The 19542-nt window shown below is 69.7% G+C and carries 17 protein-coding genes; 14 read left to right on the top strand and 3 right to left on the bottom strand.

The genetic code is table 11. The features are described 5' to 3' along the window. Window positions 1-38: 38 nt before the first annotated feature. The 3 genes from IPN47_05330 to flgL form a co-directional block, all read right to left on the bottom strand. Entirely contained in the window at window positions 39-3881 is a 3843-nt protein-coding gene (locus IPN47_05330) for a tetratricopeptide repeat protein (GenBank protein MBK9407468.1), read from the bottom strand. A gap of 203 nt (window positions 3882-4084) precedes the next feature. Beyond that, complete coding sequence (fliW, locus tag IPN47_05325) at window positions 4085-4582, bottom strand: flagellar assembly protein FliW (GenBank protein ID MBK9407467.1); 498 nt, start codon at window positions 4580-4582, stop codon at window positions 4085-4087. Next, the gene (gene flgL / locus IPN47_05320; GenBank protein MBK9407466.1) at window positions 4579-5460 is read right to left on the bottom strand and encodes a flagellar hook-associated protein FlgL; all 882 of its coding nucleotides are present in this window, start codon (window positions 5458-5460) and stop codon (window positions 4579-4581) included. Before flgL ends, fliW begins: the two co-directional genes overlap by 4 nt. Window positions 5461-5606: 146 nt before the next feature. Between flgL and IPN47_05315 the strand changes: the two genes are divergently transcribed. The 14 genes from IPN47_05315 to IPN47_05250 all read left to right on the top strand — a co-directional run bounded on the left by IPN47_05315 (window position 5607) and on the right by IPN47_05250 (window position 19157). Further along, window positions 5607-7040, top strand: a complete 1434-nt coding sequence (locus tag IPN47_05315) for a sigma-54-dependent Fis family transcriptional regulator (protein MBK9407465.1) — start codon at window positions 5607-5609, stop codon at window positions 7038-7040. A 326-nt stretch (window positions 7041-7366) separates the two neighbouring features. Next, window positions 7367-7606 (top strand): hypothetical protein, encoded by a 240-nt coding sequence (locus tag IPN47_05310; GenBank protein MBK9407464.1) that lies wholly within the window; start codon window positions 7367-7369, stop codon window positions 7604-7606. A 53-nt stretch (window positions 7607-7659) separates the two neighbouring features. Beyond that, window positions 7660-8145 carry a flagellar basal body rod protein FlgC gene (gene flgC, locus IPN47_05305; protein MBK9407463.1) on the top strand — a complete coding sequence of 162 codons (486 nt, stop codon included), beginning with the start codon at window positions 7660-7662 and terminating at the stop codon, window positions 8143-8145. Between the two features lie 49 nt (window positions 8146-8194). After that, complete coding sequence (locus IPN47_05300) at window positions 8195-8554, top strand: hypothetical protein (GenBank protein MBK9407462.1); 360 nt, start codon at window positions 8195-8197, stop codon at window positions 8552-8554. 2 nt (window positions 8555-8556) lie between these two features. Further along, window positions 8557-8919, top strand: coding sequence for a flagellar hook-basal body complex protein FliE (gene fliE, locus IPN47_05295; protein MBK9407461.1), 363 nt, complete (start codon window positions 8557-8559; stop codon window positions 8917-8919). 15 nt (window positions 8920-8934) lie between these two features. Next, on the top strand, window positions 8935-10485 hold the full coding sequence (fliF, locus tag IPN47_05290) for a flagellar M-ring protein FliF (protein MBK9407460.1): 1551 nt from the start codon (window positions 8935-8937) through the stop codon (window positions 10483-10485). Window positions 10486-10488: 3 nt separating this feature from the next. Then, window positions 10489-11541, top strand: coding sequence for a flagellar motor switch protein FliG (fliG, locus tag IPN47_05285; protein ID MBK9407459.1), 1053 nt, complete (start codon window positions 10489-10491; stop codon window positions 11539-11541). Continuing rightward, complete coding sequence (locus tag IPN47_05280) at window positions 11525-12217, top strand: hypothetical protein (GenBank protein ID MBK9407458.1); 693 nt, start codon at window positions 11525-11527, stop codon at window positions 12215-12217. Before fliG ends, IPN47_05280 begins: the two co-directional genes overlap by 17 nt. Further along, on the top strand, window positions 12210-13541 hold the full coding sequence (locus IPN47_05275; protein MBK9407457.1) for a FliI/YscN family ATPase: 1332 nt from the start codon (window positions 12210-12212) through the stop codon (window positions 13539-13541). The genes IPN47_05280 and IPN47_05275 overlap by 8 nt, the downstream gene beginning before the upstream one ends. After that, window positions 13538-14005 (top strand): flagellar export protein FliJ, encoded by a 468-nt coding sequence (gene fliJ, locus IPN47_05270; GenBank protein MBK9407456.1) that lies wholly within the window; start codon window positions 13538-13540, stop codon window positions 14003-14005. Before IPN47_05275 ends, fliJ begins: the two co-directional genes overlap by 4 nt. A 2-nt stretch (window positions 14006-14007) precedes the next feature. After that, window positions 14008-14676 carry a hypothetical protein gene (locus IPN47_05265; protein ID MBK9407455.1) on the top strand — a complete coding sequence of 223 codons (669 nt, stop codon included), beginning with the start codon at window positions 14008-14010 and terminating at the stop codon, window positions 14674-14676. Continuing rightward, window positions 14673-17114, top strand: coding sequence for a flagellar hook-length control protein FliK (locus IPN47_05260; GenBank protein MBK9407454.1), 2442 nt, complete (start codon window positions 14673-14675; stop codon window positions 17112-17114). Before IPN47_05265 ends, IPN47_05260 begins: the two co-directional genes overlap by 4 nt. After that, window positions 17111-17830, top strand: coding sequence for a hypothetical protein (locus IPN47_05255; protein ID MBK9407453.1), 720 nt, complete (start codon window positions 17111-17113; stop codon window positions 17828-17830). Before IPN47_05260 ends, IPN47_05255 begins: the two co-directional genes overlap by 4 nt. Before the next feature lie 31 nt (window positions 17831-17861). Then, a complete protein-coding gene (locus IPN47_05250) occupies window positions 17862-19157 on the top strand; it encodes a flagellar hook protein FlgE (protein MBK9407452.1) in 1296 nt (431 codons plus the stop codon). The last annotated feature ends 385 nt before the right edge of the window (window positions 19158-19542 follow it).

Here is a 19542-nt window from a genome sequence, read left to right as displayed (position 1 = left end):
GGATGACGTGGAGGGCGAGCAGACGAGACGGCGTGTGACTACAGGAGCGGGGTGAGTGTGCGCACGAGCGATTCCACCTGGTGCGCCCAGCTCAACTGCGCGAGGGCGTCGGCGCCGCGCTGCGCGATGCGTAGGGCGGCAGTGCGGTCGGTGTAGACAGCTTCGAGGGCGGCCACCATCTCCTCGATGTCGCTCTCGCCCCACCCGTCGACGGCGCGATAGAAACGCGTGGGGGGGCGCACGGCGCGCTGCCGCGTGAGGGGGATGCAGCCCTGTGTAGCGACGAGGTCGCGGTGTCCGGTGTTGTCGGAGACGATGGTCGGGACACCCGCCGCCATGCACTCCATGGCGACGAGGTTGGTCCCCCCTTCCCCGCGATTGGCGAAGAGCGCGACGTCGGCCTCGCGGACCACCTGCCCCATGAGGGCGTTGGGCGTCTGCCCGACGTCGAGCACGGCATCAGCGGGAATGCCGTTTTGTGCGAGCCACTCGCCGACGGCGAGCCGGCCGTCCTCCACGCGTGGCGCCCCGCGGACGTGTCCCGCGAGATCGAGGTCGGCGATGAGCTGCGGCCAGTTGTTGTGCCACGCCGTCAGGAGCAATGCCTCGGGGTGTCGCTGCTGGAAGGCACGAAAGGCGGCCGCCACGAGATCCTGTCCCTTGCGGTACTCGAGCTTCCCCCCGGAGAAGACCACAAAGCGCCCCGCGAGATGCCCGCTCTTCGGCGCCGGATGGAAGATCGTGGGGTCGATTCCCTGCAGTACGGTCGTGACGTTGGCCAGGCCGCGCTCGCGCAGGACCGCTTCGTTCCAGTGCGAGCCGCACACGACGAGGTCGAGGGCGCGCGCACGCGCGAGCGCCTCGGCGTCGAAGGCCGTGTCCTCGAAGAAGACGACGCCGACATTCCGCGACGCGGTGATGCGCTCCCACAGCGCGCCGTGCGCGAAGTTGTTGCCCATCGCGCGCAGCATCATCCCATCGAAAGCCAGCGGCGCGGTATCGCGCTGCAGCGTCCGCCCGCGCTCCGCTCCTTCGCGGAGGGCGCGCTCGAGGCGGTATCGGACGACGGGCGCATGGCCGGTCGTGTCGGCGGCGAAGATGGCGGGACGCGGCGCGCCGAGTCGCTCGAGTTCGAGGGCGAGGTTGGTGCCGTACACCCCCCAGCCGGTATCGGCGCGCAACTCCCAGTCGATGCCGATCTGGCGCGTCGAGACGACCGAAGTGGTCGCGGGCGACGGCCGTCCGGCAGATGCAACGACTGGCGCGTCGCTCGGGCCACTCGTGGGGACGCCGAGCGTGATGGCGACCTGCAGGGGTGCCGACGGCGCGGGGGGCGGCGCCGCCGGTGCGTGATGCGCCTCGGCGTGCCGGGCCTCGAGTGCGTCGAGCGCGTCACGGGAGAAGGTGACGAGCGACTGCGCCCGCGAGGCATCCTCGATCGCGTCGATCGAGGGCTCGCCATCGATGAGCGAGAGGGCCACGGTGATGTAGCCCAACGATTCGAGGAAGGCGAGGGTGCGCTCCTCCTCCGACGGAACGACGGTCGACCAGAGCAGCACCTGCGGCCGCTCCGCTGGTGAGGCGCGCCCGATAGCGTCGGCGAGCGCCTCGGCGAGCGAACGATCACCGACGCGCACCACGAGTCGCCCTTCACCCGCGGGACGCGTGAGCGCGAAGGCGCCGTACACGTCGGCCGCCGCGCCGGTTCGAACGATCGGGGCGCGGCGGTTGAGCAACTGGGTGAGGCGTGCCACGTTCTGCGTGTCCTGGTCGACGAGCACCAGTGCAGCCGGCGGCGTCGCGGTCGTCGCGGCGGAGAGTGCGGTCAGTCCGAGCCCCGGCTGCACATCGAGGAGGACGTCCTCGACTGCAAGGAACTCATCGAGGAAGGCCCGAAGCGGCATGTCGCTCCCGTGCCCGAGCAGCTCGGCCTCGTACTCGGCGAAACGTGCGGGGACGGCGAGCAGCGCGAGCGGGAGCCACAGGTCGAAGCGCGGGCGGCCGTCGGGGAGTCTCGTCGTCGAGGGGAGCGTGACGACCGTGTCGTCGCTGCGGGTGAGATTCGCGGGGACGGTGAGCCCCGACGGGCGAGCGTCTTGCCGTGCCACGCGTTGGCGCAGCGCGCCCTCTACCTCGGAGAAGACGGTGGCCCAGTCGCGTGGCGTGGGCTGCCGGAAGAGCCGCATGGTGGGGTACCACGGCGAATCGGTGCGCTCCAGCATCCAGCGGAAGTCCGGGACGTGCGGGAGGAGGAGCCACGTCTCCTTGCCTAACGCGCCGGCGAGGTGGGCGACCGAGGTATCGACCGTGATCACGAGGTCGAGCGCATCGAGAACGGCGGCCGTGTCGCGGAAGTCGTCGAGGACCGGGGCCAGGTTCACGACGCCGGCGATCGGGTGGGACTCCAGCTGCTGCTCGGCGGCGGCTCCCTTCTGCAGGGAGAAGAGGCGAACGCCGGGGATGGCCGCGAGTGGCCGGAAGGCGTCGAGCGGCGCGGACCGCAGGAAGTCGCGCGCGTGTCCCGGGTTCCCCGTCCAGACGAAGCCGACCGACAGTTCATCGGGGGCGACCTGCACTGCCGAGCGCGCGGGGCGCGGTTCGACCGGGATGTATGGCACCGTCGCGGGGATCGTCTCGACCGTCGTCGCTAGGAGTCCCGGGAGGCTCATGAGGTTGGCGTGCACGTCGTAGGCGGGGAGCGCGACGCCACGGGCGATGACTCCGTCGAGGGCCGGGACCCCGCCCAGGAGTGGGGCGATGGGATAGGGGCACTCGAGATAGACGCGCCGCGCGCCGCGCGCCTTGAGCAGCGGTGCGTAGCGGATGAACTGGATCGCGTCGCCGATCCCCTGCTCGCTGTGCAGCAGGATGTCGCGGCCCTCGAGCGACTCGCCCTTCCATTCCGCGCCGGCGTACGAGCCGTGGTCGAAGACGACCGATTGCAGCCGCTTGCGCCACTCGAACTGTTTCCATCCCCGTTCGAAGTCGCCGTGCAGGAGCCAGATGAGGGCGAGGTTCCAGTTGGCGTTGCAGTTGGCGGGATCGAGGGCGAGCGCCTGGTCGTAGAGCGCGAGCGCCTCGTCGTAGCGCCCCCCCTCCATCGCGTAGTTGGCGAGGAGGTTCAGCGGCTCGGCGCTGGTGGGATCGAGGTCCCGGGCGTGCGCGGCGAGGTCGCGCATCCGGTCGTACTCGCCGCGCGCCTCATGGATGGCCGCGAAGTTGGCCCACAACGTCGCATTGGCCGGATCCAGTTCGGTGGCGCGCGTCATCGTGCGCACCGCCTCGTCGAGCTGCTTCTGCTCCTTGAGGACGATGGCGAGGTTGCTGAGCGCGCTGACGTGCGCGGGGACGATGTCGATGGCGCGACGGAACGAGTCCATTGCCTCGTCGGGGCGGCGGAGCCCCCGAAGAGCGAGCCCGCGATTGGACCAGCACTCGGCGTCGAGCGGGTTGATCGCGATGGCCCGGTCGTAGGTGCGGAGCGCCTCCTCGAACCGGAAGCACTCTACATATGAATTGCCAAGGTTGTTGAGCCACGCCGCCTTGCCCCCCTCGAGGGCCACGGCGCGCTCGAAGGCGGGGAGGGCGCGGGCGTGCTCGCCACGCGATGACCAGAGGATGCCGAGGTTGTTGTGCGCCTCGCCGTAGTCCGGCTGCAGGGCGACGGCGCGCTCGAGATGCCGCTCGGCCTCCGGTTCCTGGCCGCGAGCGGCGAGGAGCGTGGCGAGGTTGTTGTGCGCCTCGGCGAGCGTGGGGTCGGCGGCCAGTGCCTTGTGGTAGAGCGCGATCGCGTCGCGGGCGTCGCCCGCGATGTGGCGCGCGACGGCGTCGGCGAAGATCGCCGGCGCGGCGCGATCGGGGGCAACGGAGGTGGCAGCCATGGGTCCCGTGAATCCTCGGGTGGCGGAAATGCATCAGGCGCGTACCCATGCATGGGCACACGAATCCGCCAACGGCATTTGCACCGACCATGCCATGTCGCAAGTCGTTGCAGGGCCTTCTCTTGACTGTTTGGGCGTTGGTCCGCCGCTCCCGAATGACCCGGCAAGGGGCGCCGGGAGCGGCAGGTTGTGCCGAGCCTTCGTTAGGCTCCGGCGCCCGCGAGCGACTCGGCGGGGGGCTGGTCGAGGAAGAACGGTTCGCGGATCCCGTAGCCGTCGTCCGGTCGGATCGACTGGTGGGCGTGGCGATCCCTGACGTTGAACAGGATCGGCGCGTGCAGGTTGGCCGTGCAGGGATCGCCAACGCGCGACGGCATGGTCACGATCGCGAGCACGAGGATGTGCTGCGGATCGTTGGAGCCGAGGCGGGCGATGTCGACGTCATCGACATCGATGTGATAGTCGGGGAACCAGGCGAACGGATCGACGAGCAGGAACGAGAGGGCGCTGTAGTCGGCCGATTGCAGCCAGAAGAGCCCTTCCCTGGCCGCGGGGGCGAGGACGAAGGTCCGGCATTCCGGAAATCCGTAGAGGCCGCCCGGAAAGCGGACGATCTCGTTGGCGGGAATCGTGAGGGGGCCCAGCAGGTCTGACGCGATCGTCAGGCGATCGTCGGTCACGGCTGCGGCGGAAGCACTCATCTGAGGTAGTCTGCCAGGTTGAGGCTCATCACGCGGGAGGTCGCCAGCATGGCGGCCTGGTAGGCCGTCTGTCGTCCCACGAGTTCCGATACCGCCTTCTCGATGTCGGCGTCTTGCAGCTGCGACTTGAAGGTGCGCAGCGAGGTGTCGAGGGCGTCGAGGTTGGAGGTCGCCACGTCGAGCTGCTGCGACGCCGCCCCCGTCTCGCCGACGAGGACCTGGGTGCTGTTGTGCGCGGCGTCGAGCGAAAAGAGCGACGTCGCCACGCCCGTCTGGCTGTTGGCGCCGAGGGCGGTCGAGAGCTCGTCGAGGGCCGCCAGGACACCGGTGGTGAGGAAGACCTCGGTGCCGTTGTGATTGGTGCGCACGCTCAAGGCCGACGAGATCTCCGTGCGGCGTGTCCCGGTTGGCGGGGCGGCGGAGAACGGAGGGATGGTGGCGTTGAACGGGGCCACGTTGGACTGGTCGCCGCCAAAGAGGTACTCCCCTTCGTGCTGCGTGTTGCCGAGCTGCACGACCGCCTGGATGAGCTGATCGACCTCGGCCTTGGCGGTCAGGCGCGTCTGCGCATCGGCGGTGCCACTCGCCTGCTGCACGCCGAGTTCCTTGGCGCGCTCGAGCATCTGCGAGACCGACCCGAGGATCGACTCCTCGCGATCGAGGCGGGCGCGGGCCGAGTTGATGTTGCGCTTGTACTGGTCGATGGCCCGGATCGACGACCCGGACGCCATGATGGAACTCGACGCCGAGGGGTCGTCGGATGCCTTCTCGACGCGCAGTCCGTTGGTCGCCCGGTTCTGTGCCTCATTGACGGCCTTCAGCGATCGCTGCAGGCTCGCCAGCGAGTTCCGGCTGACCATGTTGTTGGTGATCCGCATGCGATCCGGGAGTGGGCGAGGGCGGCTGGAAATTTCCGGGCGGAAGAAGTTGCCGACCGCGCGAGGTGCGCGTCATACGGGCAGTATCGACCATCTGCGTCGATTGCTTAACGGCAACCACGTCCGAGCGAGTTCTTCCCCCGCGCATGGCCAACATTCTGTACGTCGACGACGAACCGTCCGTCGGCCTGATTCTCGAAGACACGCTGTCGCGCGCGGGGCATCGCCCGCTCGGAGCCCGCAACGTCGTCGAAGCGCTGCAAGTGCTCGCACGAGAGAGTATCGACCTGATCATCTCCGACTATCGCATGCCGGGGCTGACGGGGCTCGAATTCCTCTCGCTGCTGCAACGCGAGGGCTACGACATCCCGCTCATCATGCTCACCGGCTACGCGAGCATCGAGCACGCGGTGGCGGCGATCAAGGCGGGGGCCATCGACTACATCACCAAGCCGGTGCGCACGCAGCAACTCGAGCTTGCCGTGGAGCAGGCGCTGGAGTTCGTGCGACTGCGCCGCGAGAACGAGTCGCTGCGCCGCGAGGTGATGGAGTTCCGCAATGAACGACAGATCATCGGCGAGAGCCTGCACATTCGCCGCATCCTGCAGACGGTCGCGATGGTCGCGCCGACGCGAGCGACGGTCCTGCTGCAAGGTGAGAGCGGAACCGGCAAGGAGCTGTTCGCGCGCGCGATCCACGACCAGAGCGACCGGCGCGACAAGCCGTTCATCAAGCTCAACTGCGCGGCACTCCCCGAGGGGCTCATCGAGAGCGCCCTCTTCGGCCACGAGCGCGGGGCCTTCACCGGCGCGGTGAAGCGCGTCGAAGGGGCGTTCGAGCGCGCGCACGGCGGGACGCTCCTCCTGGACGAAATCTCGGAGATGCGGCTCGACCTTCAGGCCAAGCTGCTCCGCGTGCTTCAGGAACAGGAGTTCGAGCGTGTGGGCGGGACGACGCCGATTCGCGTCGACGTGCGGGTGATCGCGACGACGAATCGCAATCTGGCCGAGTTTGCGGCGTCGGGACATTTCCGCCAGGACCTCTTCTATCGATTGAGCGTGGTCCCGATCGACATCCCGTCGCTGCGCGAGCGCCCCGACGACATCCCGATGCTGGCGTATCGCTTCGCGATGCGTACCGGGAGCGAAGTCGGGAAGGAGATCACCGGGATCGCCCCCGACGCGCTCGCCATGCTGCAGGAGTATCCCTGGCCGGGGAACGTGCGCGAGTTGCAGCACGCCGTGGAGCGGGCGGTCATCCTCTCGCACGACGCCTCGCTCCCCGCGCACCTGTTCGAGCACCAGCGCATGGCGACCGTGGGCGTGCATCCTTTAGTACAGCAGGCGCTCAACCGCATCGCTACGCCGGACGCGAACGCCGCCATCGTGCAGGCGACCCCACCGAACGGGATCATCCTCACCACGCTCAACGTCGAGGAAGCTGAGAAGGCGCTCATCCAGCGTGCGCTGGAACTGACGCGCGGCAACCGGACGAAGACCGCCGACCTGCTGGGGATCAGCGTGCGCACGCTGCGCAACAAGCTCAATGGCCCGCAGCGCGCCGGGGTGGCTGAAGACTGAGGCGGACCGATGGAGCCGCGCTGGCAAGAGTGGCCGGACGCATACGGCAATCTCTTCCGTCGAGGCAAAAGCTGCGTGCGAGGACGAGGGTGAGGTGCCTCGCGCGAAACGCCCCTCCAGCTGACGGTCCCGATCGCGTAAGACCCAACCACTGCAAGCACTTAGGGGCGCCCTGCCTAACGGGGCGCCCCTCGTTCTTTCCCGGCATTCCGTCTGGTCCGTGCATTGCCTTGGCTCTTGGTGCGGTCGTGTGACCGTGCGGGACCGTCATCAGGGAGAGAACGATGCTCTTTGGATTCTTTGGCCGGGTTTCTTCGGCGCCCACCATGCGCGACGCCCTGGACGCGAGCAGCCAGCGCGTCAAGGCGATTGCCCAGCGTGTGTCGGGAGCGACGCTACAGAACCAGAGCGGCTTCGCCCTTCCCGACGGCACGACGGCTCCGGCCGCCGTGAACCTCGAAGCCGAGATGACGTCGCTGGCCGACGAGCAGCTGCGCTACGAAGCGACCGCGAAGCTGCTCGAGAAGACCTACGCGAAGCTGCGTCTCAGCCTCCAGAGCCGATAAGGCGGATCATGTCGATTCCTTCGATCAAGATGCTCCCCGTCCTGACGAACAACATGGAAGCGGGTCCGCGTCCCCCGCTCTTCCGTCCGATGGACATCGCGACGAGCGGGATGTCGCTGCAGCGGCTGCGCATGGAGACGGCGGCGACCAACATCGCCAACGCCGAGACGACGCGCACCGAGGCGGGGGGGCCCTATCGCCGCCGCGTCGTGCGGGCCGAGGAGGCCATTCGCGAAGGGGCCGCCCCGTCGTACCCGCCGCTGCCGCTGTCCGGCGCGCTCCCCGGCGTCTCGCCGGAAGATCCCACCGACACGTTAGGCGGTGTGCGCGCGGCGGCGATCGAGGAGGACCCGACCGAAGGACCGCTCGTCTACGATCCAGGCCATCCGGACGCCGACGTGAACGGCTACGTGCGCTATCCGAATGTGGAAGTGACCACCGAGCTCGTGGACCTGATGGAAGCGCGGCGTGTGTACGAGGCCAACGCCTCGGTCTTCACGGCGGCCAAGCAGCTCCTGCGCCGCGCCCTCGACATCTAACAACAGACGGGAGACGGGAACACGCCGTCGCCCCTTCCCCACGGACACGATGAGCATCTACGGGATTCGAGGACCTTACAGCGGCGCGGTGCGGCCGCAGACGCCAGCGACGGTGCGCCCCAACGGGACGCAGCCGACGACGGGCGGCACGCCGCGCGCAACGACACCGACGCAGGCGCCGGCTCCTGCGGCAGCGAAGGGCGCCGCACCGGCCGCGGCCAACGCCGTCCCGGTCCAGCCGCCGCAGGGGACCGACCCCGAACTGTGGAGCGTGCTCACGCAGGACGAGCGCGCCTACTTCGCCAAGTTGGGGGCGATGGGGCCGCTGACCTACGGACGCGTCCTCTCCGGCCAGATGCCCACGCAGCCTCCGGTGGCGCGCGGCGGGCGACTCGACGTGAAGGCCTGATCATGAGCGATCCCATCGGCGCCATCACCTCGCGCCTCTCGTCACTCCAGGGCGGCGGCATCGGCGGGGCCGATGCCGCGAAGCGCTACACCTTCGACATCGGCAAGGGCGACGGAGCCACGGGGACCGCCGGATCGATCGGCGGCCCCTCGTTCGGCGACACGCTCACCAAGGCGATCAACCAGGTCTCCGACGCGCAGGATCGATCGGCCGACATGGTGCAGAAGTTCATCCGCGGCGAGCCCGTGGAACTGCACCAGGTGATGGCCGCCGGCGAGGAGGCCGGGATCGCCCTCGAGATGCTGATCGAACTGCGGAACAAGTTCACTGACGCGTATCGCGCGCTCATCAACATGCAGAGCTAGGAGTAGGGCGACCGCATGCCAGACGGACTGCGCGACTTCCTCGATCGACTGGGCGGCTGGCGTCGCATTGCGACGATCGGCGTAGGCCTCGGCGCGATCGCGCTCATTGTCGGCGTCTCGCGGTGGGCCACGGCCCCCGCGTACGTCCCCCTCTTCAACGCGGTGTCGTTGGAAGAGAGCGCGAAGATCACGGATGGACTGACCCAGGCGAGCATCCCCTACCGGCTCGAGCGTGGCGGGGCGGACATCCTGGTGACGGCGACCGACCTGGCGCGTGCGCGCGTTGCGGTAGCCAAGGATGGCGGGCTCCCCAACGCGGGACGCCCGGGGCTGGAGCTGTTCGACCAGCCCGCGTATGCGATGACCGACTTCACGCAGCGCATCAACTATCGCCGCGCGCTGGAGGGTGAGCTCGAGCGCACGATCGGGAAGATGCGCGGGATCGAGAACGCGCAGGTGCACCTGGCGATCCACGAGACGTCGACCTTCCGCAGCTCGGCGACCCCTGCCACGGCCAGCGTCGTCCTCAAGCTCCGGAGCGGCGAGGACCCGCCGGCCGACGTGGTGCGCGGCATTTCACAGTTGGTCGCGTCGAGCGTCGACCGCCTCGAGAGCGAGAACGTGACGGTCGTCGATGACGCCGGTCGCCTCCTCTCGACCCCGGCCGACCGCAACTCGGCCGCCGGGCTCACCTCGCGGCAGCTCGAGGTGCAGACCGAGATGGAGGATCACTTCCGCCTCAAGGCCGAGGAGATCGTCGCGCAGGTCGTGGGGCGTGGCAACGCGCGCGTGCAGGTTGCCGCGTCGATGAACTTCGATCGCGTCGAGCGCACCACGCAGACGATGGATCCCGACAAGCAGGTCACGGCCACGGAACAGAAGGCCGAGATCGTCCCCGGGGCGCAGGGTGGCGCCGGCTCGTCGAACCAGGCAATCACCTACGAGAACTCGAAGAGCACCGAGGTCTTCGCCCCGGCGGCAGGGACGGTCAAGCGCCTGACGGTCGCCGTGCTCGTCAACGACAAACAATCGGGCACGGGCGACAGCGTGCGCTTCGAGAAGCGGACCCCCGAGGAGATCGCGCGGCTCGACACGCTGGTGCGCAACGCGGTCGGCTTCGATGCCGCGCGCGGCGACCAGGTCTCCGTCGTCTCCGTGCCGTTCGCGATTCCGGCCATCCCGGTGCCGCCGGTCGAGACGCCGCCGACGACGCTGCAGAAGGTGCAGCAGAACCAGACGCTCATCCTGAACGCCGCCGCCCTCCTCTTCGCCTTCGTGATCGGCTTCATGTCGCTCCGCTCCCTGCGCGCGTCGACCAAGTCGGCGGCGCCGACGCCGCTGAGCGCGTCGGCGCAGCTGCAACTCCCGACGGTCGAGCGCTTCGACACCGCGTCGCTCCCCTCGGCCGATCCGTCGGTCGAAGACCCCTCGCGCGCCGTTCGCATGCTCCCTGAGCTGGCGGCGTTGCAGGCGAACCAGGAGACCAAACAGCGCGTGGCGATGACGGTCGACAAGCAGCCCGAGATCGCGACCAAGATGATGAAAGCCTGGTTGAAGGAGGCCTAACCGGTGACCACCGCTCTCGCGACCCGCCCATCGAGCGGGCTCGACCTCATCGATCCCGGCACGCTGTCCGGGCGCCAGAAGGCCGCCATCCTGTGCCTGGCGCTCGGCTCCGACGTGGCGGCGAGCATCACGCAGACGCTCGCCCAGGAAGAGGTCGACGCGATCTCGTTCGAGATCGCGCGCATGGAGAGCGTCTCCCCCGAAGTCGTCGACTCGGTGCTGGACGAGTGGATGACGCGCATCATGGTCGCCGACTCGCTCGCCCAGGGTGGTGTCGACGCCGCGCGTGAGATCCTCGAGAAGGCCTTCGGGGCCCGCAAGGCGCAACAGGTCCTCGAGCGCATCCAGGGGCAGCTGCAAAACACGATCGGGCTGCACCGCCTGCGCAACGCCGACCCACAGCAACTCGGGCAGATGCTGGCGGGCGAGCACCCGCAGACGATCGCGCTGATCCTCGCGCACCTCGACCCCCAGCACACCGCCGCGATCCTCAAGGAACTCGACACCGCCATCGGTGCCGAGGTCGTGTTTCGCATGGCCAAGATGGAGAAGGTGCAGCCGGAGCTGCTCATGCTCATCGAGCGCTCGCTGTCGGCCGACGCGGACCTCACCGCGACGCAAGGGATGTCGTCGTCGGGTGGCCCAGGGGCCGTGGCCTCGGTGCTCAACTACGTCGCGGCATCGCTGGAGAAGGTGTTGCTCGATGGCGTGGCCTCGATGGACCAGGGGCTATGCGACCAGATCAAGAACCTGATGTTCGTCTTCGAGGACATCGGGACGCTCGACGCCCGCGCCTTGCAGCGCCTGCTGCGCGACGTGGACTCGAAGGAGCTCGCCCTCGCCCTCAAGGCGGCCAGCGCCGACCTCCGCACCAAGATCACCGGGGCGATGTCGCAGCGCGCGGTGCAAGCGCTCAACGACGAAATGGAAATGCTTGGCGCCGTGCGCATGCGCGACGTGGAGGGGGCGCAGGCCAACATCGTGGCCATGGTCCGCAAGCTCGAGGAAGCGGGCGAGATCGTGCTGAGCGGCGGTGACGATGACATGGTCCAGTAACGCCCCGCGCGGCACGCGCCGGGAACCCGCGTCTCGCGACGCGGCCCCGGTGGCGTGGGACGAATTGGCGCTCGATACCCGCGGGCTGCATGAAGTCTTCTCGCGCACGCCGATCGAGCCAGTTCCCGACGCACTCGAGGAACCGATGGTCGACCCGGAGGCGATGGAGCAGGCGCTGCAGGAGGCGTATGCGCGCGGGGTCGAGGAGGGGCGTCGCGCCGGGGAACTGGCCGAGGCTACGCGCCTGCGTGGCGCCACGCGTGCCGTGGCTGAGGCGCTCGCGTCGACGCAGGTCAACGCCGATCGCTGGGTCGGCAACGCCGAGGAGAACATCTGCGCGCTGGCCGTCGCCGTCGCGCGCCAGGTGATCGGACGCGAGATCGCGGTCGACAAGTCGTCGCTGGCCGACATGGTCCAGCAGGCGCTGGCCGAATTCCCCATGGACCAGGCCCTCACCCTGCGCGTGAATCCGTCGGACCTGCAGACGATCCAGTCGTCGTTCTTCGCGTTAGGCGAGGCGTCGCCGTTGTCGGCGCGCAAGGACGTGCAGTGGTTGCCCGACGGGCGCGTGGCGCCCGGGGGGTGCCTCATCGAGGGACGCGACCGCATCGTGGATGGTCGCGTCGACACGGCGCTCGAGCGCCTCTACCGCCGACTGACCTACACCGGTGCCTGAGACCCTCGTCCGCCGCATCGGCGACGTCACGCGCTTCGCGCGCTACGGCCGCGTCACCCGCCTCGTGGGGCTGGTGGTGGAGGCGGTGGGCCTCGACGTGGGGGTGGGAGAGCTGTGCCGCATCTCCTCGCTCACCGACGACCATTCGGTGCTCGCCGAAGTCGTGGGCTTCCACGAGCGCGGCGTCCTGCTCATGCCGTTAGGCGAGCTCGCCGGGCTGCACCCGGGGAGCAGTGTCCAGCCGCTTGGACGCTCCTTCGGCGTCGACGTGGGGCCCGGGATGCTCGGACGCGTCCTCAACGGCCTCGGACACCCGATCGACGGCAAGGGGAAGCTCGACGCCAAGGAGCGTGTCCCGCTCACCGGCGAGCCTCCGCACCCGCTCGAGCGCCAGCTGATTGCCGACCCCCTGGTCACCAACGTGCGCGCCCTCGACGGCATGCTCACCGTCGGCAAGGGGCAGCGCGTGGGGATCTTCGCCGGCTCAGGCGTCGGCAAGTCCACACTGCTTGGGATGATCGCCCGCCAGGCGACCGCGGACGTCAACGTCATCGCCCTGCTGGGCGAGCGCGGGCGCGAGGTGCGCGACTTCATCGAACATTCGTTAGGCCCCGAGGGGCTGGCACGCTCGGTGCTCATCGTCGCCACCGGCGACCAGGCAGCCCTCGTGCGCGCCCGCGGCGCCCTCGTCGCCACGTCGATCGCCGAGTACTTCCGCGACCAGGGCAAGCACGTCCTGCTGATGGTCGACTCGGTGACGCGCGTGGCGATGGCGTGGCGCGAGATCGGGCTCGCCACCGGCGAGCCCCCGACGACCAAGGGCTATCCGCCGTCGGTCTTCGCCAACCTGCCGCGCCTGCTCGAGCGCGCGGGAAACAGCGCGCACGGCGGCATCACCGGGATCTACACCGTCCTCGTGGACGGCGATGACTTCAACGAGCCCGTGGCCGACGCCGCCCGCTCGATCCTCGACGGGCACGTCGTGCTCACGCGTCGCCTGGCGAGCGCCGGGCACTTCCCAGCCATCGACGTCCTCGAGAGCAAGAGTCGCGTGCGCGACGCCATCATCGATGATCCGCAGCGCAACGCCGCCAACACGTTCATGCGCCTCGAAGCCGCCTACCGCGAGAAAGAAGACCTGATCATGGTCGGTGCGTACCAGAAGGGGAGCGACCCGATGGTCGATGCGGCGCTGCGATCGCGCGAGCAGATGCTCGCCTTCCTGCAGCAGCGCCCGGATGAAGTGACGTCCTTCGACCAGACGCGGCAATCGCTCATCAGCCTCACCCAGCGGGCCGGCGCCACCGGCCAGGTGCACGCATGATGTTCAACTTCCGGTTGCAGCGTCTCCTCGACCTCAAGGCCAAGCACGAGCAGGAGATGGCGCGGCAGCTCGCCAACGCCCAGAGCGACGCCCAGCGCGAACGCGACGCGCGCGACGACCTCGCGCGCGTTCACGCGGCAGCGCACTCCAGCCTTGCCTCGGCCGCCGGTGAAGGCGTCACCGTGGGCGAGTTGGTGAGCCTCGCCCAGACGCTGACGCCGCTGCAGGAGCGCGTGACCCAGGCCGATGAGCGCACGATCGCCGCCGAGCATGTGGTGGACGAGCGGCACCAGCGGCTCAACGAAGCGTTGCAGGAACGGCAGGTGCTCGACCGGCTTCGCGAGAAGCGGCTCGACACGCACCGCGCCGAGGAGAACGCGCGCGACCTCGCCGCGATGGACGCCATTGCCCTTACCCGCCACAAGACGCCCAGCGGCACCGCAAGCCGCGGGCAGGACAGCTGACCATGATCAAGATCATTCTCTTCGCGGTGATCGGCCTCCTCGTCGGACTCGGCGGGGGCTCGGCGGTGTCCGTGATGAAGGCCAAGAAGGCGTACGCCGCCGATGTCGCCCGCAAGGCGCAGGTCGTCGCCGACAGCCTGGCCAAGGCGGAGGAAGAAGGGGGAAAGCACGTGGCGGCCAAGGAAGGCGCGGCCGACTCCACCGCACACGATTCGACCGCGACCGACTCCGCGGCGGCCGAGGGCGAAGGGGCCAAGCACCCGACCGACGTGGCCAGCCACGATGCCCCGCCGGCCGCCCACGGGCCTGAGCCCAAGGCAGCGCCCACGCCCAAGCCACCAAAGATCTACAGCAGGGCCGTGCAGACGGTGGAGGCCAACGGCGCGCGCCCGGAAGGGACGCGTGCCACCGGACGTCCGTCGCTCCCGCCCAAGCCGCTCCCCGCGCCGCCGGTGCAACCCGGCGCGACCAAGGTCGCCAAGATCTTCGCCGCGATGCCGCCCAAGGATGCCGCCAAGGTCCTCGAGCAGCTCGATGACGCCGAGGTGCAGAGCGTGATCTCGTCCGTCAGCGAGAAGCAGGCGGCGGCCATCCTGCAGAACTTCCCGCCGGCGCGCGCGGCAGCGATCAGCAAGGCCGTGCTCCGCAGCCAGCTCCCGGTGAAACCATGAGCCTCCCCATCCCGATGGTGCGCCCGTCGGCCGAGCCGCCCAGCGCGCGCCCCGGCAACGAACCGGCACCGACCGAGGCACAGGGGCGCGAGTTCCGCACCGCGCTCGCGAACGCCGTGCACGATGCGTCGAAGAGCGGCGAGAGTGGCCGCACGCGGCGCTCGCGCGCACCACGCGCCACCGAGGGCGGACCGTCGGCGACGTCGCACGCGCCAGGCGAGCCGCGCGCTATCGCCGATGGCGACACGACGACCCGCGTTGGCGCCGCCGGCGAGGCGACGACTCGCGTCGGCGACGGCGAGGCGACGATCGCGGCGTCGGCCGGCGGCGAGACATCGGTCGAGGCCCCGCGCGAGCTGGCGACGATGTTGTTGCGCGATCCCGAGACCGGAGCGATGACGGCGGGGCGCGAGTCGTCGCACGACGCACGCCCGTCGCTGGCAGGAACGAGCGCTGCGTCGATGGCCACACGCGGTGAGCGGCTCCCGATCGACGCCTCCGGCGCGAAAGGCGCCGGGCCATTTGCTGCGTCGGCGGGCGACGAGGCCACCGCGATGGCCGACGCTGCGAGCGATGACGTCGCGACCGAGCCAGCGCCCGACGCCAGCGCGCTCGCAGATCGTTTCGTCGCCAGCTCGCTCGAGGCCGCGATTGCCCCGCTGGCGCCGTTGACGCTGGCGGCATCCGCGACTCCGCCAGCCGCAATCGTGCCGACCGATCCCGGGACGCGTCCTGCGTCGTCGCCGGCGTCGACCTCCCCGCATGCCCCGCTGTCGCTGTCGGGACGCGACGAGCGTCCGGAGCACGAGGCGCGGCTGGCGGGGATCGCGGCCGCGGTGGCGCGCAATCCGCTCGCGGTGCGGCGCGAGGTCGAGGCCCTCGTCCCCGAGCTGCGGCAGCGCCTGGATCGCGTGATCGACCGGATGGAGCAGGAGTACGGCTACACCGTCGAAGTCGTCGAGACGGTGCGCACGCAGGAGCGCCAGGACGCACTCTTTGCGCAGGGGCGCACCACGGAGGGGCCCATCGTTACCTGGACGCGCAACTCCAGGCACCTCGGCGGCGCCGCCGCGGACGTCGTGATCGATGGCGGCTATGATAGCGCCGCCGGCTTCGAGCGGCTGGCGCGTGTCGCGCGGGAGGAAGGGCTCAAGACACTCTGGCCACGCGATCCTGGCCACGTCGAGCTCGCGCCTAACGCAGCGGCGGTGGCCAGCCGCGTTGCCCGCACGTTGGACGGCGAGGCCGTGATCCTGCCGGCCGCGACCACCCCCGCCCCTGGTGCCGCGATCCCGCGCGCCGTGCGCGCCGGCATCGACCCGGCGGCGACGCCGCGCGCGTCGATGCGGCCGACGCTCGGGAGCGAGGGGACGCACGTCCCGGCCCCCGCCGGCGACGCGCACATCCTCCCCTTCCCGGCCGTCGGCATTCCACGGTTGGATGGAGACGGCGACATGCGCGCGCTCCCGCTGCGCGGCACCGTACCGGCGCCGCCCGCGAGCGGGGCCGTCCCGGGGCTGGTGATGGGAGCGCCCCCTTCGGGGGTCTCCGTCCCCCTCACGCCGGCGGCGGCGGGACGCAGTGGCGGTGGCGTCGCCCACGTGGCGTCGGTCGCGCAGGTCGCCACCGTGGCGCAGGTCGCACAGGTCGCTCGTGTCGCCGACGTGGCGACGGTGGGCGAGGCGGCCGGGCCGGCGGGCACGGCCCCCTCGGCGCCGGCCACCATCGTGCCCGCCCCGACGCTGGCGCGCGAGGCGAGCACGCGAGAGGGAGGGCGCGAAGGGCACCGCTCGTCGGGCGAGCGCGGCGAGCGCGAACGCGCCGAGGCGCTGGCCAACGCCGTCGTCTCACGCGAGGACCGCGAGCCCACGCGCCTGCCCTTCGCGCGCGAGAGCGTCGCGGTGGAAGGAGCGGAGTCCGGGGCGTCGACCAGTGTGGCCGGGTTGTCGCGCTCCGACGCCACGGAGCGCATCGCCCGCGTGCTGCGCCTGCAGGAGTCGGCGGGCGACCGCCCGCTGTCGTCGGTCCTGCTGCGGCTCGATCACCCGGATGGTGGCGAGGACCGCATCCGCATCGACCTCCGTGGGCACTCGGTCGGGGCCACGCTGGACGTGGCCGACCCGCGTGCCGCGGAGCAGTTGCGCTTGCACGTGACGGAACTGCAGGAGGCCCTGCAGCGACAGGGGCTGGAGGGCGAAGCCATGGTCGTCCGCACGGCCCAACGTCCCACGGATGCCTCGACGCTCACGGCGACGGCGATTGCCGCCGAACGCGACGTGTTGCGCACGGCATCAGCCTCCGCATCGGATGGTGGAGGTTCCACCGCGAAGGATTCGCGCAACCCGTCCCGCGCGCCATTCGAACGCGAGTTCGAGCGCGAGGGCACCGACCAACAGCGGTCGCGGCAGCGCCGTGACGGCAAGGGAGATTCTCGGTGAGCAACATCATCCAGTCCGCCACACGCTCGGCATTCGCCGCGACGTCGAGCGGGGCCGCGAGCTCGTCCGCGAGCTTGGCCACGGCCACGCCACCAGGCGGAAAGATGGACAAGGACGCGTTCCTCAAGCTCCTCACCACGCAGATGCGGTACCAGGATCCGTTGGATCCCATGGACGGCAAGCAGATGGCGGCCGACCTCGCGCAGTTCTCGGGGTTGGAGCAGCTCCTCAACATCAATGAGAAGCTCGAGGCGCAGCAGGGGCAGTACACCGCGCTCGCACTGGCGATGAGCAACAGCTCGGCCATGAGCGCGATCGGCAAGAGCGCCGTGGTGGACAGCGACAAGGTGATCCTGACCAAGGGGAGCGATGGCTCGCTTGGCGGCACCGTGTCGGCAGACATCACGACGAGCGGCGTGGCCACGCTCACGCTGTTGGACAAGTCCGGCAAGGAAGTCGGATCACGGTCGTTAGGCTACCTCGGGACCGGGGCCATGCAAACGTTCGACGTCGGGTCAGCCGCCAAGGGGCTGGGCGTCGAGGGCGCATACCAGGTTCGCATCGATGTGGCTGGCACCGACGGCAAGGATGTCGCGCAGCGCACGTACACCGTCGGCAAGATCGACGGGATGACATTCGGACAGGACGGCAGCGCCATGCTCACCATGGGTCCGCTGTCCATCGCGCTGAGCGCGATCGTCAAGATCCTGGCCTAACGACTTCCACCCTCCTCAGGACCAGTCCCACATGATGCGTTCCCTCTTTTCCGGTGTCTCCGGCCTGCGCAATCACCAGGTGCGCATGGACGTCATCGGCAACAACATCTCCAACGTCAACACGGTCGCCTTCAAGGCCGGCCGCGTGACCTTCAAGGAAGGCTTCGCCCAGCTCCTGCAGGGCGCGTCGCGCCCGCCCGGTGACCTCGGCGGCATCAACCCGATCCAGGTCGGCTTCGGCATGCAGATCGGCTCCGTCGACATGATGTTCAGCCAGGGCAACCTGGAGTCGACCGGCCTCACCACCGACCTGGCGATCCAGGGCGACTCGTTCTTCGTGGTGAAGAAGGGGACGCAGAACTACTACACGCGCTCCGGTAACTTCCAGCTCGACGCCGACGGCCAGCTCGTCTCGCCGACCAACGGCTTCGTGGTGCAGGGCAAGATGGCCGACAACGGCGTCTTCCTCGACGGCGTGCGCCCCATCGTGCTCCCCGTCGGGCAGAAGACGGCGGCCAAGGCGACCGACATGGTCAAGCTCGCCGGCAACCTCGACGCCGCCGCCCCGATCTTCACCGGCACCTTCAACGCCGCCGGCCGTGCTGACCCGCTCAACGTGGACTCCTGGTCGGAGACGTCGATCACGGTCTTCGATTCGTTAGGCAACCAGCACGACCTCAAGCTGCAGTTCTGGAAGACCGCGGCCGACACGTGGAGCTGGCAGGTCGACGGGACCAACCTCCCGGCCGGCTTCACCCCGCCCAACAGCACGCCGCAGACGCTGACCTTCGACACCACCGGTATCCTGACGGCCGCCGCGCCCACCAGCCCGCCCGTGGTCAGCTTCACCCCGGCGGGTGCCAACCAGGTCGACGTCACGCTCGACCTCGGCGGCAACACCGTCAACGGCATCACGTCGTTTGCCGGCACCAATACCGCGGTGCTCAAGGACCAGAACGGCTACGAAGCGGGCCAGCTGCAGAACTTCTCGATCGACCGTACGGGGCTCATCACCGGCGCCTTCACCAACGGCACCAACGTGATCCTGGCGCAGATCGTCCTGGCCGACTTCAACAACCCGGGCGGCCTCCTGCGCGTGGGCGACAACATGTACGCCGTGTCGGGCAACTCCGGCGGCGCGGTGCTCGGCTACTCGCTCGAAGGGATCCAGTCGACCATGACGTCGGGCGCGCTGGAAATGTCCAACGTCGACCTCGCCCAGGAGTTCACGAACATGATCGTGACCCAGCGCGGCTTCCAGGCCAACTCCCGCGTGATCACCAGCAGCGACGAGATGCTGCAGGAGCTGGTGAACCTCAAGCGGTAAGCACCCCCCAGCCTCGGCGGCGGCGCGGCACCCCGCGCCGTCGTCGCACGGGTGCGCCCGTCGGTCACGCCCGCGTTCCGGTGCTCGCGTTCAAGCGCGCGCATCCCCCGGCGCGTCTACGTCACGCGCGTACCGCCGCGCGCGTTCACCTCGCGCACGTGCCCGCGCACGCGTACACCGCGCGCGCGGTGCGGCGCGCTGGCCAGCACCCCCTCCCCGCCCGCGTCTGGGCGGGAGCATTCGGCCGTCCGTCACCCCCACGGCGACCGCCCGCCCCTCGTTTGCGGCGCGCGACGGGAGGGGGCGCGCGAACGCCCGCGATTGCTCGCGGCGGAAAATGCCGCCCGACGTGCCCGGCAAAGCCTTCCGCCACGCGCATTCGTGC

The organism is Gemmatimonadota bacterium, from assembly GCA_016719105.1.
GTDB lineage: Bacteria > Gemmatimonadota > Gemmatimonadetes > Gemmatimonadales > Gemmatimonadaceae > SCN-70-22.
This window is presented reverse-complemented; position numbering and strand designations above follow the sequence as displayed.